Annotated in this window: 16 protein-coding genes; 7 read left to right on the forward strand and 9 right to left on the reverse strand. The window is 59.8% G+C overall.

The annotated features are described in order from the left end of the window. The first annotated feature begins 117 nt into the window (after positions 1-117). From ACR0NF_RS02670 to ACR0NF_RS02690, 5 genes are read left to right on the forward strand one after another with little or no spacing between them, the layout of a single operon-like run. Positions 118-507, forward strand: a complete 390-nt coding sequence (locus tag ACR0NF_RS02670; protein ID WP_480469530.1) for a DUF4440 domain-containing protein — start codon at positions 118-120, stop codon at positions 505-507. Further along, a complete protein-coding gene (locus tag ACR0NF_RS02675) occupies positions 504-3,275 on the forward strand; it encodes a [protein-PII] uridylyltransferase family protein (protein WP_480666791.1) in 2,772 nt (923 codons plus the stop codon). Before ACR0NF_RS02670 ends, ACR0NF_RS02675 begins: the two co-directional genes overlap by 4 nt. Before the next feature lie 2 nt (positions 3,276-3,277). Further along, the gene (locus ACR0NF_RS02680; RefSeq protein WP_480777728.1) at positions 3,278-3,550 is read left to right on the forward strand and encodes a hypothetical protein; all 273 of its coding nucleotides are present in this window, start codon (positions 3,278-3,280) and stop codon (positions 3,548-3,550) included. A gap of 41 nt (positions 3,551-3,591) precedes the next feature. Continuing rightward, entirely contained in the window at positions 3,592-4,794 is a 1,203-nt protein-coding gene (locus tag ACR0NF_RS02685) for an RSP_2647 family RNA methyltransferase (RefSeq protein ID WP_480777729.1), read from the forward strand. Next, on the forward strand, positions 4,791-5,333 hold the full coding sequence (locus ACR0NF_RS02690; protein ID WP_480469534.1) for an RSP_2648 family PIN domain-containing protein: 543 nt from the start codon (positions 4,791-4,793) through the stop codon (positions 5,331-5,333). The genes ACR0NF_RS02685 and ACR0NF_RS02690 overlap by 4 nt, the downstream gene beginning before the upstream one ends. 49 nt (positions 5,334-5,382) lie before the next feature. On the opposite strand, the gene ACR0NF_RS02695 is transcribed toward ACR0NF_RS02690, so the two are convergent. The 7 genes from ACR0NF_RS02695 to ACR0NF_RS02725 form a co-directional block, all read right to left on the reverse strand. Then, on the reverse strand, positions 5,383-6,072 hold the full coding sequence (locus ACR0NF_RS02695; RefSeq protein WP_480469535.1) for a M48 family metallopeptidase: 690 nt from the start codon (positions 6,070-6,072) through the stop codon (positions 5,383-5,385). Between the two features lie 85 nt (positions 6,073-6,157). Further along, on the reverse strand, positions 6,158-7,912 hold the full coding sequence (locus ACR0NF_RS02700) for a hypothetical protein (protein WP_480657396.1): 1,755 nt from the start codon (positions 7,910-7,912) through the stop codon (positions 6,158-6,160). Between the two features lie 161 nt (positions 7,913-8,073). After that, entirely contained in the window at positions 8,074-9,258 is a 1,185-nt protein-coding gene (locus ACR0NF_RS02705) for a vWA domain-containing protein (RefSeq protein ID WP_480657397.1), read from the reverse strand. Positions 9,259-9,262: 4 nt separating this feature from the next. Continuing rightward, positions 9,263-9,430 carry a hypothetical protein gene (locus tag ACR0NF_RS02710; RefSeq protein ID WP_480469538.1) on the reverse strand — a complete coding sequence of 56 codons (168 nt, stop codon included), beginning with the start codon at positions 9,428-9,430 and terminating at the stop codon, positions 9,263-9,265. A 6-nt stretch (positions 9,431-9,436) separates the two neighbouring features. Beyond that, on the reverse strand, positions 9,437-10,801 hold the full coding sequence (locus ACR0NF_RS02715; protein ID WP_480469539.1) for a DUF2927 domain-containing protein: 1,365 nt from the start codon (positions 10,799-10,801) through the stop codon (positions 9,437-9,439). Continuing rightward, positions 10,798-11,247 carry an N-acetyltransferase family protein gene (locus ACR0NF_RS02720; protein WP_480469540.1) on the reverse strand — a complete coding sequence of 150 codons (450 nt, stop codon included), beginning with the start codon at positions 11,245-11,247 and terminating at the stop codon, positions 10,798-10,800. The genes ACR0NF_RS02715 and ACR0NF_RS02720 overlap by 4 nt, the downstream gene beginning before the upstream one ends. 110 nt (positions 11,248-11,357) lie before the next feature. Then, positions 11,358-12,203, reverse strand: a complete 846-nt coding sequence (locus ACR0NF_RS02725) for an AAA family ATPase (RefSeq protein ID WP_480777730.1) — start codon at positions 12,201-12,203, stop codon at positions 11,358-11,360. A gap of 352 nt (positions 12,204-12,555) precedes the next feature. On the opposite strand from ACR0NF_RS02725, the gene dksA reads away from it, so the two are divergent. Further along, positions 12,556-12,978, forward strand: coding sequence for an RNA polymerase-binding protein DksA (gene dksA / locus ACR0NF_RS02730; RefSeq protein WP_170432517.1), 423 nt, complete (start codon positions 12,556-12,558; stop codon positions 12,976-12,978). Between the two features lie 71 nt (positions 12,979-13,049). Then, positions 13,050-14,201 (forward strand): FAD-dependent oxidoreductase, encoded by a 1,152-nt coding sequence (locus tag ACR0NF_RS02735; protein WP_480777731.1) that lies wholly within the window; start codon positions 13,050-13,052, stop codon positions 14,199-14,201. Between the two features lie 4 nt (positions 14,202-14,205). Here the strand turns inward: ACR0NF_RS02735 and xth are convergent, their stop codons facing one another. Next, positions 14,206-14,985, reverse strand: coding sequence for an exodeoxyribonuclease III (gene xth / locus ACR0NF_RS02740; RefSeq protein ID WP_480469543.1), 780 nt, complete (start codon positions 14,983-14,985; stop codon positions 14,206-14,208). A gap of 288 nt (positions 14,986-15,273) precedes the next feature. After that, positions 15,274-15,597 carry a HesB/IscA family protein gene (locus ACR0NF_RS02745; RefSeq protein WP_480469544.1) on the reverse strand — a complete coding sequence of 108 codons (324 nt, stop codon included), beginning with the start codon at positions 15,595-15,597 and terminating at the stop codon, positions 15,274-15,276. Between the last annotated feature and the right edge of the window lie 52 nt (positions 15,598-15,649).

Raw genomic sequence — 15,649 nt, forward strand, 5'->3', positions numbered from 1 at the left:
TCTTCACATTTCCTAGATGGGAGGGGTGAATGGCGTATGCAAGGGGTAATGTGAAAAAGATTTACATGGCCGTTTTCGACGGTTGACGCCGTGGCGGAACAGGCGCAATTTCTGATCATGCAAGATATTGAAAACAAACCCGCTCCGACGCTAGATCAGATCCTTTCGCTGGAAAAGCAGGTCTGGGCGGCGTTGGTTGATGGCAACGCCCAGGCTGACCGGGCGCTGTTGAGCCCGGATTTTCTGGGGGTCTATCCGAGCGGCTTTGCCAACCGGGATGATCATGTGGGCCAGTTCGCCGATGCGCCCACGATGGCGACCTACGAGTTGTCCGAGGCCAAGCTGCGGATTCTGACGTCAGACATCGTTCTTTTGAGCTATCGCGCGGATTACACGCGTCCGGGCGCGTCACAGGCCGAGGCGATGCTGATATCCTCGCTGTGGGAGCGGCGGCATGACAACTGGATCAACAGCTTCAGTCAGGACACGCCGTTGGAACGCATATGAGCCTTGCCATCAACAGAATCCCGCGCGCCTTTGATGCCGCGCTTGGGGTGGAAACCCGCGCCGCACTGGCGGATCTGACCACTGAACAGGGTGAGTTGATCACGGGCACGGCGGGGTCCAGCCCTTATCTGAAAGGGCTGATTGATCGCGAAAGGGACTGGTTGCCCGAAGCGTTGCAGGACCCAGATCAGGCTTTGGTGGACGTGATGGCCGCCGCGCGTGCGCTGCCAGCGGATCAGTTGAGGCCCGGCCTGCGACTGGCCAAGCGGCGGCTGGCGCTTCTGACTGCACTGGCCGATCTGGCGGGGGCATGGCCACTTGAGAAGGTGACAGGCGCTCTGACGGATTTCGGCGCGCTGGCCGCAGATGTGGCTGCCAAGGCGGAGATCGCTGCTCTGATCCGGCGTGGCAAGTTGCCCGGCATGACCGAAGAAGATGTCGAGACGGCTGCCGGGATGGTCATTCTGGCGATGGGCAAGATGGGCGCACATGAGCTGAACTACAGCTCGGATATCGACCTGATCGTTCTGTTCGATGAAACGCGTTTTGACCCGGATGACTTTTATGACGCCCGGCACGGCATGGTCCGGGCCACACGCAATTTCTGTGCCACGCTCAGTGATAAGACAGCAGATGGTTATGTCTTTCGTACCGATCTGCGTCTGCGCCCCGATCCGGCGGTGACGCCGGTCTGTCTGGCGATGGAAGCGGCCGAGCGCTACTACGAGAGCCTCGGGCGGACATGGGAGCGCGCAGCCTATATCAAGGCGCGCGCTTGCGCCGGCGACATTGCAGCGGGTGAGCGTTTTCTTGAGGCGCTGCGCCCGTTTGTGTGGCGACGCCATCTGGATTTCGCTGCCATTCAGGACGCCCATGACATGCGATTGCGCATTCGTGAGAACAAGGGAACGGGCGGCAGCCTTTCCATCCCCGGCCATGACATGAAACTGGGGCAAGGCGGCATTCGCGAGATTGAGTTCTTCACCCAAACACGACAATTGATTGCCGGAGGCCGGGATCCCGATCTAAGGGTGCGCGGCACGGTCCCGGGCCTGGCGGCGCTGGCCGCAAAGGGTTGGGTGCCCGAGGACGTGGCGGAAAAGCTGATCGATCACTACCGTGCCCATCGCGAGGTCGAGCATCGCATCCAGATGGTGCATGACGCACAGACCCACAAGGTGCCGCAATCCGAAGACGGGATTGAGCGGGTCGCCTGCCTGATGGGTCTCAGCAGCGCCGAGCTGCGGGCCGATCTGACCCGCCGCCTGACCGAGGTGCATGAACTGACCGAAGGCTTCTTTGCCCCCGGTGCCAGCCCGCGCCCTGCAGCCACGCAAGAGGTTGAATTCGACAAGGGTGTTCTGGCCCGCTGGACCACCTATCCAGCGCTGCGCTCGCAGCGCGGTGCGCGCATTTTCGAACGTCTGCGGCCCGAGCTTTTGTCACGCCTTGCCAAGACCGCGAAACCCGACGAGGCCCTGATGGCGCTGGATGGCTTTCTGGCGGGCCTCCCCGCCGGGGTGCAGTTGTTTTCGCTGTTCGAGGCGAATCCACAGCTGATCGATCTGCTGGTTGATATCGTCGGAACCTCTCACGCGCTGGCAACGCATCTGTCGCGCAACGCCGCCGTGTTCGACGCGGTAATCGGCGGTAGCTTCTTCAGCGAATGGCCGGGTCAGGCAGCGTTGCGGGAGGATCTGACGCAGGCTTTGTCTGCAGAAGATGACTATGAAACCCAGCTCGACCTCGCCCGGCGCTGGTGCAAGGAATGGCATTTCCGCATCGGCGTCCACCATCTGCGCGGGCTCATAGGCGGGGCGCAAGCGGGGCAGCAATACGCGGAACTGGCGCAGGCCGTCATCGCATCGGTTCTGCCTTGCGTTGAAACCCAATTCGCCAAAAAACATGGGCCAGCACCCGGGCGCGGGGCGGCGGTGCTGGGCATGGGCTCGCTCGGGGCCGGGCGGATCAATTCGCAATCCGATCTGGATATGATCGTCATCTATGACCCGCTGGATCAAGAGATGTCGGATGGTCCGCGTCCTCTGGCCACGCGCACCTATTACGCGCGCTTCACGCAGGCCCTGATCACCGCGCTGTCGGCCCCGATGTCGCAGGGACGCCTGTACGAGGTGGACATGCGCCTGCGCCCCTCGGGCAATCAGGGACCCGTCGCCACAAGCTGGAGCAGTTTCACCAACTATCAGCAGAACGAGGCCTGGGTTTGGGAACACCTCGCCCTGACCCGAGCGCATGTGGTGGCCGGAGATGCCGGGCTGGCCGAGGACATCGAAAGCTTCCGCACCGACCTACTCGCTCGTCCCCGCGATCGGGCCAAGGTTCTGAACGAGGTTGCTGAAATGCGCACCCGTCTGGCGGCGGCCAAGTCCCCGGCAGGCGTCTGGGATGCCAAGAATGGTCCCGGACGGATGATGGATATTGAATTGCTGTCCCAGAGCGGAGCCTTGCTGTCCGGCATGACAAAACGCGACGTACAGTCCGGGCTGGATGGCGCGGTCGCTGCCGGGCTGCTGGAGGTCGCGCAGACACAAACGCTGAAGGACTGTTACGCCCTATGCTGGTCCGTACAATGCGCGGCGCGTCTGCTTTCGGGCAAAGCCATCGAGGCGGACACGATTGGAGAGGGTGGCACGGCATTCCTCTGCCGGGCCACCGGTTTCGATCGGGTCGAAGAGCTGCAGACTGCGTTGCAGGACAGTTACACCACCGCCGCCGCGTTGATCGGCTATGTGGTTGAGGGAGGGTAAAGATGGCGCGCAGTGATGATCCGAATGATCACAAGGGGCTGATCCGCGAGGCCTATCGCATCGACGGCATTACCTTGCCCGAGTGCCGCAGCATCTTCCTTGATTGGGCGCTCAGCCTACCGGAAGACCGGGATCAGAAAGAGGCGTTAACCGCGCTGCATACGCTCTATGTCGCACAAGCGGGCGATCATCCGATGACGCAGGTTCTGGCCGAAGGGTTGCAATCGGCGCAGGCCTCGAAGCGGCGTGGCGGCTGGCGCAGCCGGAACCGCTAAGAGGGCTTTCACCTCAGCCGCTTCAGAGCTATGAGGGCGCCATGACCGCCTCATCCGACCGTCCCCGTATTCGCCTGAAACCCAAAGCCAACGCACGTGGGTTGCGCCATGGATTTCCATGGGTCTACGCCAACGACATCGTGACCGACCGGCGCACCCGCAAGATCGCTGCCGGAGCGTTGGCGGTGCTGGAAGACGACAAGCGGCAACCGATTGCGCTGGTTGCCGTCAATCCAGAGTCGAAAATCATGTGCCGGGTGCTGGATCGCGACATTGACGCCCAACTGAACACAGATTGGTTCGAAACTCGCTTGTGTCGTGCGCTGGAGATGCGCGAACGTCTGTTTGATGCACCATACTATCGCTTGATCCACGCTGAAGCCGACGGCTTTCCCGGCGTGATTGTTGACCGGTTCGGGGACGCCTGCGTCATCCAGCCCAACGCTGCCTGGGCCGAAGCGCATCTCGAAGCCCTGACGGATGCTCTGGTCTCGGTGACCGGGGTAACCACGGTACTGAAGAACGCAACCGGCCGCACCCGGGGGCTGGAGGGGCTCGACGACATAAACCAGACCCTGCGTGGAGCAGCCCCCGAAGCACCACTTCCGGTTCCCATGAACGGCGCGACCTACATGGCCGATCTGACCGGGGGTCAGAAAACGGGCCTGTTCTACGATCAACGTCCCAACCACGCCTTTGCAGCCCGCCTGGTGCATCCTGAGGCGCAGGTGCTGGACGTGTTCAGCCATGTCGGCGGCTTTGGTCTGGCCATGCTGGCGGGCGGTGCCGTCCAAGCACTCGCGATCGATGGTTCTGCCGCCGCTCTGGCGCTGGCGGAACAAGGGGCCGAGGCTGCAGGTGTCTCCGACCGCTTCCGCACCCGCCAGGGTGATGCGTTCGACGTTCTGACGCAACTGGGCGAGGAAGGGGCCAGATTCGATGTGGTGATCTGCGATCCACCGGCCTTTGCACCTTCGAAACAGGCGCTTGACGCTGGTTTGCGCGCCTATGAACGGATCGCGCGACTTGCTGCGCCGCTGGTGAAACCGGGCGGCTATTTGGGCCTGTGCTCTTGTTCCCACGCAGCGGACCTCGGTCGTTTCCGCGACGCTTCCTCACGCGGCATCGGTCGGGCAGGGCGGCAAGCACAGCTGATCCACACGGGCTTTGCCGGACCGGACCACCCGCAACTGCCGCAATTGGCCGAAAGCGGTTACCTCAAGGCCGTGTTCTACCGCCTATGAAAGCCGTTCTCGACACATGCGTCATCTATCCTACGGTGATGCGAGAGATGCTGTTGGGCGCGGCTAAGCTCGGTCATCTCCAGCCGATCTGGTCCGCGCGAATCCTCGAAGAATGGGCGCGCGCCGCCCGCAAGATCGGACCAATGGGCGAAACACAGGCCCGTGCTGAAATTGCCCTGACCCAATCACAATGGCCCAAGGCCGAACATCCTGCAGCGTCAGGATTGGAAAAACGCCTCTGGCTGCCGGATGCCGCCGATATCCACGTCCTCGCAACCGCCGTCGACAGTTCTGCCGATATCATCGTAACCGTGAATGCAAAGGACTTTCCCAAACATCTGCTGGCGGAAGAAGGTCTCGACCGTCGCGATCCCGACGGCTTGCTCCATAGTTTCTGGCTGAAAGACCCAGAAGGCATCGCCGCCATCGCCGCCGCTGTCCTGGCCGAGGCCAATCGTCTTTCTGGCGATCAATGGACCCTGCGCGCCTTGATGAAAAAAGCCCGTCTCCCGCGCCTCGGCAAAGCCCTCACAATCTGACAGGGTTCCTCCTGTGTCTCACGGCAGGGCCAGCCCCCTGCATCCGAACTTATCGACCCGATCTCCAACGCTGCTCAAGCACCTCTAGCGCTGCGATCCGTTCATCCGTCTTGGGATGGCTCATCAACCAGGCCGGAACCACGCCGGCGCGCTGCTCCGTCAGTTCCTCAAGCTTGTGAAACAGCGATTTCTGCGGCCCGATCCCGATCCCAGCCTTAGTTAGCAAGGCAGCGGCATACTCATCCGCCTCATACTCATCCCCACGCGACAGGCGCGAGGCCAGTAGGTGCGTCAGCATATTCGCAATCCACGCGCCGATGAAGGGAATGAACCGGTTCAGCAACATCATCAGCGCCGCCCGCATCGCGTTCTGGCCGGAAAAATCGATCATCCGCCGCCGTGCATGCCCCAACGCCACATGCCCCAGCTCATGCGCGATCACACTGGCCATCTCTTCGGCCGAGACCTCACCATTGCGAAACTTGCGATAGAACCCGCGCGTGATGAAAATACGCCCGTCCGGTGCGGCCAGCCCGTTCACCGGATCGATCTCGTAAATATAGACGGGCACCCGATCAATCTCCAACGCGGCTGCCAATCTGTCTGTCATGCGCTTGAGCGCAGGATCTGCCAATTCGGTTGACTTGGCATCCAGTTCACGATGGGTGCGCCAGACGGAAATCCGGTACATCGCAACGGCATAGGCAATGGCCAGCAGGATCGGGGTGAGGCGAAGCATGGCTTAGATATGGGCGGCCCGCCTTATAGAGGCAAGCCGCTATTCCCAACTTAACCCCGATTAGAGGGTGTTACGCAGTCCAATGCTACCGGCTAGGCGATGGCAACTGAAGGTTCGAGTGAAACTCGGAGAGAGACTGCTTGGTCAAAACCGCGCCCTTTGAAGCCTCGAAAAACGCATGTTCAGCCTCTTTCTCTGCAACCAAGGTGTCCGTTCTCAAATCCCTCACATCCGCCCGCAGATCGTCACGCGCCTCCTCATAGGCTTCCGCATCGCGTAGTTCGTCCTCAAATGCGCTGAGGTCGTCATCGTAATTCGGGTCTGTGGGATCAAGTGCGTCGATATCATCAGCGATGTCTTCACTGCTTCGGCCATCATAGCTCTCGTTCAGGTCACGCAGTTCGCGGCGTGCCTCATAGAGGTCTCCGCGCAGATTATAGTAGGTTTCCGCCGCGGCCTGATAGGTCGCGATCTTGCCCACATTGCTATTGGGTGAGGCGTTGCGGAACGCTGGGGTCGCCGCCTTGGACGCATTCAGGTTTCGTAGCTTGTCCGAGCCATAGGGGTCGGTGATCGCTGCAACAAGCGGATCACGGTAATAGCGGTAGCGGCCCTTCTTTCGATCGGAATATCGATTGCCATAGTGCAGCCGGTAATCAGTTTCTTCGTAGATATTCTTTTCGACCGAATAGTCGTAGTTACCGGGATCGTACGGCACCGGCTGGATCGTCGCCCCGTCCTTGTGCCGATAACCCGGCTGCGGCAGATCGAGATATCCATGGAACTCTTCCAGCGTTCCGTTAGTCAACGTCCGCCCTTTCGACGCGTCAAAGAACGCGGTTTCTGCATCCTGCAGAGCATCGCGGGTTTCGTATCTCAGATCCCTCACATCTGCCCGCAGATCGTCACGCGCCTCCTCATAGGCTTCCGCATCGCGTAGTTCGTCCTCAAATGCGCTGAGGTCGTCATCGTAATTCGGGTCTGTGGGATCAAGTGCGTCGATATCATCAGCGATGTCTTCACTGCTTCGGCCATCATAGCTCTCGTTCAGGTCACGCAGTTCGCGGCGTGCCTCATAGAGGTCTCCGCGCAGATTATAGTAGGTTTCCGCCGCGGCCTGATAGGTTGCGATCTTGCCCACATTGCTATTGGGTGAGGCGTTGCGGAACGCCGGGGCCGCCGCCTTGGACGCATTCAGGTTTCGCAGCTTGTCCGAGCCATAGGGATCGGTGATCGCTGCAACAAGTGGATCGCGATACTGACGTTTGTCGGATCTCTTCCCATTATGGGGCTTAGACTGATAATCCGTACGCGCAACCGGACGAGGAGAATACTCGACCGGAGCAACGGACGCCTTGCGGTGAGTTTTTTTTGTACGGTTCGCGCCCGATGTGGATTTCGCTCGCACGCGTTTGCCAAAGAGTTGCTCGACATCGCGTTTGAATTCTCGCCCCAGCCCGGCGAGCGTGGTTTTTTGAACCTTGCCGTTCTGGCCTTTGTTTTTGGCTGACCGTTGGGGCTTGGTTTTCTGCTTCTTATGCTTCTTGCCAAAGCCAAATGCCTTGTTCGAGCGTATGGTTCTGGATTTAGCCTTACCAGTATCTTTCCCAGCGCTTTTGGCGCCCTGACCTTTGCCGGATTTCCCTTTGTCTCCGCCTTTATTGCCTTTTCCAGAGTTACCCTTGCCGCCGCGTCCCTTGCCGTTCCCGTTGCTTTTGTCACTCTTCGCATAAGCAGCGTCTGGTGCCAGTGCGAAAGTGGCGACAGCGCCAGATGCAAGAACCAACGCGGTAATGGTCAATACGGAAGTCAGAATCTTGAGCAGTTTAGAATTGGTCATCTCAGCCCCCCAGCCTCAACCATTTTCTTTTTATATCACGAATTCGCGTGGGGCAGAGAATTTTACAACGATTGTCTCTGATGCGAGCATTGTGGGACGTGGATTACCAGAATATGAATCGATTGTTTCTGATATCGGGCCAATTCGGCGTCCAGCAAGGCTTAACGTGTCAGTTCTCGCATGCCCTGTTCCAGCCCGGCCAGCGTCATGGGCACCATGCGATCCTCGAAAATCTCCCGGATCATGCTGACCGAATGGGTGTACTCCCAATACTTCTCGGGCACCGGATTGATCCAGAGGTTCGACGTCCACTGCTCGCGTGCGCGCTGCAGCCAGACCTGACCGGCTTCCTGGTTCCAGTGCTCATTGGCACCGCCGGGATAGGCGATCTCATAGGGGCTCATTGAGGCGTCGCCGACAAAGATGCATTTGTAATCCGGGCCATAGGTGCGCAGAACCTCATGTGTCGGTGTCTGCTGGTCCCAGCGGCGGCGGTTGTCGCGCCAGACGCCTTCGTAAAGGCAGTTGTGGAAGTAGTAATATTCCAGATGCTTGAACTCGGTCCGGGCGGCGGAGAACAGTTCTTCGACCACCTTGATATGCGGGTCCATCGAACCGCCGACGTCCAGAAACAGCAGCACTTTGACGGCGTTGTGACGCTCAGGGCGGGTTTTGACGTCGAGATAACCGTGTTCGGCCGTGGCGCGGATGGTGCCGTCCAGGTCCAGTTCTTCGGCAGCACCTTCGCGCGCCCAACGCCGCAGGCGTTTCAGGGCAACCTTGATGTTGCGGGTGCCCAGCTCGACCGTATCATCGAGATTGCGAAACTCGCGTTTGTCCCAGACCTTCACAGCGCGCTGGTGGCGGCTTTCCTTTTGGCCGATGCGCACGCCTTCGGGGTTGTAACCATAGGCGCCAAAGGGCGAGGTTCCGGCGGTGCCGATCCATTTGTTGCCGCCTTGGTGACGGCCTTGCTGCTCTTTCAGCCGTTCGCGTAACGTCTCCATCAGCTTGTCGAACCCGCCGAGCGCCTCAATCTCAGCCTTTTCTTCGGCGCTGAGGTGCTTTTCGGCCATCTTTGCCAGCCAATCCGCCGGAATATCGACGGCTTCTAGGACCTGATCAAAGCTGATCTCGTTCAGGCCCTCGAAACTGGCCGCAAAGGCGCGGTCGAACTTGTCGATATTGCGTTCGTCCTTCACCATCGACACGCGGGCGAGGTAGTAGAACGCTTCGACGTCATAGGTCGCCAGCCCTTTCTTCATGCCTTCCAGAAAGGTCAGGTATTCGCGCAGGGATACGGGAATGCCAGCTTTGCGGAGGTTTTCGAAGAAGGGCAGGAACATAGGTCTAGACCATGCGAACCAGAATCAATGAGATGATCAGACCCAGCAGGGCAAAAGCGATGCCGTAACCGGCGGCATATTGCGCCATATCCGCGCCGCTGCCGTTGCGTTTGCGCGCGGCCCGGGCACCCAAAATCGCGCCCAGAATCGCCATGCCCAGAACCACTACCATCTGCCGTTATCCACCCGTGTTTGCAGTGGACGCCTGTGCAAGACCTTCCGACACCGAGCGCACCACCAAATCCGAGCCGAAGCCGTAGCGCGCCCACCCAATGCTGTCCAGTCTGACGGTGCGTGCCTGATCGATTTGTCCCGACTGTCGCAGGGCCTCGGACTTTAGTAACAGCAAAGTGGCAAGCAGGGCCGCATTTTCGGCCTTTGTCATGACCTTGATGGCATCGTTTAATTCAGGCAGCGCGTCTTCACCTTGGCCTTGCGCCAGCGCGAAGGCAGTGGTCTGCGCAGTCACATGCGCCCGCTGCACTTCGGTCCCGGGGGTGGCGTCGAGATACTTCAGAGCCAGCGCATATTGCAGTTGCGCCGCATCTGGATCATCGAACTGCCCCATGCGGCCCAGCAGATAATGCGGGTAGGCACGGCGGTGATCGGTCCAGCCTTGCTGCTTGCCGATCCGGGCGGCTTCTTCTGCGGCTTTGACCCGCTTGGCCGAGCCTGAGCCGGATCCCAAAGCACGTTGTACGGCGTTGATCCAGGCGCGAGGCGTCTCGGTCACAGGTTGCGGGGCAATCCGGTCGCCGCGCGGGTTCAGTCGGCTGAGTACGCCGGGCAGGACTGCCGCAACCTGTTCCTGGGTCATGCCGCTTTGCAGTTCGGGCGCATAGGCCGTGCGCAAGATCAGCATGTCGAACCCGGTTAACACGGTGTGGAAATTGTCGTCGTTGAACACCGAATCTGGCAGGCGATACAGGTCGTTCAGCGGACCGAGCGCCTGGGCCAGCTCTTCATGCAGGCAGTCGCGAACTTCCTGCGGGCTGGCGTCATAGGGGATGAAGATCCCGATCCGCTCGCGGCTGCGCAACTCGGTCCAGTTGCTTTTGCTTTTGCGTCGATCACGGCGGTATTCTTCCAGGCTTGAGGCATTGGGCACCACGAAACATGCCGCTTGCGGCAGGATACGACGGATTTGCTTCTGACTGACTGCTTCGATGGTGATGCTCGCCTGACCTTCCGGGATCTGGCGGATGTCGATTCGCGCCTCACGCTGCAACCGGGTCAGCAGGCGGCTGAGGTCGGTCTGCATCGAAGGCGGAGGCGTTCCGGTTAGTCGCACGGTGATTGGGCCTTCGAACCGGGTGAAGACCGGCAGTTCAGCACCGCTTTCCAGAGCGAAATGCAGCGATAGGAAATCCGCCGCGATGTTCTTGTTGGACCGGGCAGGCGCGCTGGGACGGGCGGTGCCAAACGTCTTGGACGGGGGCAGCGCCTCCTCGATCACCTTGATGCGCGTCGGCAGCTCGATCCGGTCGACCGAGGTACAGGCGGAGAGAGCCGCCAGCAGGAGGGCTGCACCCAGACGCTTCATGGTCGTTGATACTTCAGAAACGGCGTTAATTTGCCGATGCGGTCGTAAAGCTGGCGCGCGGTGTGATTGAATTCCTGCGTCAGCCAATAGACGTTCGGCGCTTGTTGCCGGTCAGCTTCGTCATAAACCGCCTGAATCAGCGCACGCCCTGCACCGGTGCCGCGCGCCTCGGGGCGGGCATAGAGGTCCTGCAGATAGCAGACGCGTTCGACCTTCCAGGCATGGCGGTGAAACAGATAGTGGGTCAGCCCCACCAGCCTGCCGTCCAGCTCGGCCACAAAGCAGGAAAAGTCTTGCGGATCATCACCTAAGAGGCGAGTGAAGGTGGTGTCATAGACCTCCTCCGAGACCTCGGACTCATAGAATGCCAGATAGTCGCGCCACATCTCGGCCCACGCCGCCCGGTCGTCGGGGCGCAAAGGGCGGATGATGGGGACGGTCGACATTTTCGGATTTCCTGCTCTGCGGGGCCCGTTTACATGCCGGGCTTTGGTTGTGGCAATGCTGACATCCGGCCCCGCGGAAGGCAAGCCGTGATCACCGGATGTTCAAGTGTTCAGCGTTTGCTGCGCGCCATAAATGCAAGGCGTTCGAACAGATGCACGTCCTGCTCATTCTTCAGAAGTGCGCCATGCAGCTTGGGCAGTGCATTGGCCCCATCACGCTTTAGGTCTTCTGCCGTCAGATCCTCGGCCAGCAACAGCTTGAGCCAATCCAGCACCTCCGAGGTCGAAGGCTTTTTCTTCAGCCCCTGCGTCTCGCGGATCTCGTAGAACTGCGTCAGGGCAGTGGTCAGCAGCGCATCCTTGATGCCGGGGTGATGCACCTCGACAATGCGGCGCATGGTGGCCTCATCCGGGAAACGGATGTAGTGGAAGAAACAGCGACGCAGGAAGGCGTCGGGCAGTTCCTTTTCGTTGTTCGAGGTGATTATCACGATGGGGCGGTTCTTGGCCTTGATCGTCGCGCCGGTCTCGTAGACATGGAACTCCATCTTATCGAGTTCCTGCAGCAGGTCGTTGGGGAATTCGATATCGGCCTTGTCGATCTCATCGATCAGCAGGACGACCTTTTCATCAGCTTCAAACGCCTGCCAAAGCTTGCCCTTGCGGATGTAGTTCGAGACATCGTGCACACGCTCTTCACCCAGCTGGCTGTCGCGCAGACGGCTGACCGCGTCATATTCGTACAGACCCTGCTGCGCGCGGGTTGTGGATTTCACATTCCATTCGATCATCGTCAGCCCCAGCGCGCCGGCCACCTGCTTGGCCAGCTCGGTCTTGCCAGTGCCGGGTTCGCCTTTGACCAGCAGCGGGCGTTCCAGCGTCACGGCAGCGTTCACGGCAATATTCAGGTCGTCGGTGGCGACGTATTCGGCGGTGCCTTGGAAGCGTGCGGTCATGTGACCCTCATGTAGTGGAGCAATATTCAATCCGGGTTACAGAGAGGCGACATTTTTGACAACCCGGATCGCAACGTCGCTACGCTCTGGCCGGACATTGAAGTGATTCGTCGATGCTTCATTAAGCTTGCGGTTGAACCTGCCCGGAAATTGCCCGGTTCCTTCCACAATGAATTTAGCTTTTGTTGTTAGTGGTCTCATATTTAGACATGCCGGAGCGACGGCGCGTCGGGTAACACGTTTGCATAGTGACATTCCTGACGTGGTCGGATACACGCTCCGCAGAAGGGGGTGCCGAATGTCAGGTGATACAACCGCTACCGACGTTTCAGCCCATACCGAGGGAGCAACAATGAAGCAGGAAGTTTTTCTGCCGGAGGATTACCGTCCGGCCGAAGATGAACCTTTCATGAATGATCGTCAGCTTGAGTATTTTCGTCGCAAGCTGCTGGATTGGAAAAACGAGCTTTTGGCAGGCAGCCGCGATACGATCGAAGGGCTGCAGGACAATACCCGCAACATTCCGGATGTCGCCGACCGCGCTAGTGAGGAAACGGATCGTGCGCTGGAACTGCGCACCCGGGATCGTCAGCGCAAGCTGGTCGCCAAGATCGACTCGGCCCTGCGTCGGATCGATGAGGGGGAATACGGGTATTGCGAGAAAACCGGTGATCCGATCTCGCTCAAACGTCTGGATGCGCGGCCGATTGCAACCATGACGCTTGAGGCACAAGAGCGTCACGAGCGCCGCGAAAAGGTTCACCGCGACGATTGATCGCTGGAAATAGACAGAAACATCAAACGCCGGGGTCTTCCACTCCGGCGTTTTTGCGTTATGGCGGAGGCATGAATATCAAGGGTCTGAAATTCTGCGTCATCGGTGGCGGTATCGGCGGGTTGGCGGCGGCGCTGGCGCTGCGTCAGCGCGGTGCACAAGTGACAGTGTTCGAACAGACTCCTGAACTTACCGAGGTTGGGGCAGGCCTGCAGATCAGCGCGAACGGCATGGTGGTTCTGCGTGCTTTGGGTGTGGTTGGAGACGTGCCTGAGGCCGGACAACGCTCGGCGGGGACTGTGCTGCGGGACTATCGCAAAGGGCGTGTGATTAGTCGGGTTGCCGGGCCTGCGGCAGGGGCCACCTATTATTATCATCGGGCCGATCTCCTGGACCTTCTGCATAAGGCGGCCGAGCGGGCAGGGGTAAACATCCGTCTGGGTGCGCGCGTTACCGAGGTCCGCAAACATCCCGGAGAGGCCGAGGTTGTTCTGGCCTCGGGCGAAAGGCTGCACGCCGAATGCGCCATCGCCGCCGACGGTGGCCGCAGCGTGATCCGCCCGTTGTTAAACGGCCCCGAGACACCGGAGTTTACCCATCAAATCGCATGGCGCGCGACCGTGCCCTGGTCTGAACGCGTCGAGACCCCACGCGCCTCGCTGACGATGGGCCCTGGCCGTCACGTGGTCAGCTATCCGCTGCGGAATCAGAGCCTGATGAATATCGTCGCTATCGAAGAACGTTCGGATTGGCGCGAGGAAGGCTGGCGTCGTGAGGGTGATCCGGACGACCTGCGCACGCGGTTTGCCGATTTCGGAGGGCCGGTTCGCGATCTGTTGAACCAGGTGGATGAGGTACATCTATGGGCGCTGTTCCTGCGCCCGGTTGCCCGAAGCTGGCAGAATGGTCGTCTGGCATTGCTCGGCGATGCAGCACACCCAACCCTTCCGTTCATGGCACAAGGTGCCTGTTTGGCGCTGGAAGACGCGTGGGTTCTGATCCGCGCGTTTGAGGAGCAATCCGGCGTGGCACAGGCTTTGTCCGCCTATGAGGCAAAGCGTCGACCACGCGCCAGACAGGTGGTGGCCGCCGCAAACGCGAATGCACGCAATTTCCATTTGCGCGGCCCGATGCGTCTGGCGGCGCAAGCGGCGCTCTCGGTGATTGGCCCGCGACTGTCACGTAAATATGATTGGATCTATGCCTACGACGCGACGGCGTGACCGGTCAGAGGTCGAGGTCGACCCAGACCGGTACGTGATCTGACGGCTTTTCATGCCCACGCACTTCGGCATCTATCCGGCAGTCGCGCATCAGGTCAGCCGCTTGCGGTGTCAGCAGGAAATGGTCGATCCGAATACCGTCATTCCGGTTCCAGGCGCCAGCCTGATAGTCCCAGAACGAATAGTGACCCGGTCCTTGAGTTCGGGCGCGAAATGCCTCTGTGAAACCAAGATTTAGGATTTTCCGAAACGCCGCACGGCTTTCAGGTCGAAACAGAGCGTCCTCACGCCAGGCCTCGGGCCTTTTGGCATCCTCTGCTTGCGGAATTATGTTGTAGTCACCGGCCATCAAAGCGGGCTCTTCCGAGGCCAGAAGCGCGCGCGCCCGGTCGTATAGCCGCTGCATCCACGCAAGCTTATAATCGTATTTAGGGCCCGGAACCGGGTTCCCGTTTGGCAGATAGAGGCCACAAATTCTAAGGGCCCGTTTACCCACCACTGTCGCCTCAATCCAACGCGCTTGTTCGTCCGCGTCGTCGCCCGGCAAGCCTCGCGTCACATCTTCAAGCGGGAGCTTAGACAGGATCGCAACACCATTGAAACTCTTCTGTCCGTGGGTTTCGACATTGTAGCCGCGCTCTTCGAACATTTCGCGCGGGAAGTTCTCGTCCACCGACTTGATCTCTTGCAAGAGTACGATATCCGGTTGCGCGTCATCCAGCCAACGGGGCAGAGCCTCAGCCCGCGCCTTGATGCCATTGATGTTGAACGTGGCGATTTTCATGCGCGATCCTCCGACAGCTTTATGGCAACCTATCGCGCAGAACCGGGCGAACGGCAAGTCGAGACGGTGGGAAGCGAGGGGCCAGCCCCTCGCGCTCCCCGGGATATTTTTGGCCAGATGAAGAAACGGATTCTTAACCAGTTTGTTTGTAAAGTGATCAGGCGGTACAGGCGGGGACGCCGATGACCGCGCCAGGTGAAGCTCTCTGGTCTTCGGCTCAGAGAGCGGATCCCTCTTCATCTGGCCAAAAGTATTCTGGGGGTGTGGGGGCAAAGCCCCCACGCGAGCTTACATCGAAAATGATGTGCCACAGCCGCAGGACGAGGTGGCGTTCGGGTTTTCGATCACAAACCGTGCACCGATCAGTTCCTGGGTGAAATCGATCACCGCGTTTTCCAGAAACGGCAGTGAGATCGCGTCGACAATGACTTTCTGGCCCTTGCCTTCGAGGATCAGGTCGTCGTCTTTCGGAGTGTCCAGTGCGATTTCATATTGAAAACCGGAACATCCGCCACCTTCAACCGCGACGCGCAGGGCTTGGCCCTGATCTGCAGCGCCGATTTCGGCCAGGCGATCGAAGGCGCGATCTGTGACGATTGGGGGCAGATTCATGCCGGTCTCCAAAGGTTTATTTCCTCAGCGCAGTACAATATATGAAACCTGA

The organism is Ruegeria sp. CF4 (assembly GCF_056537345.1).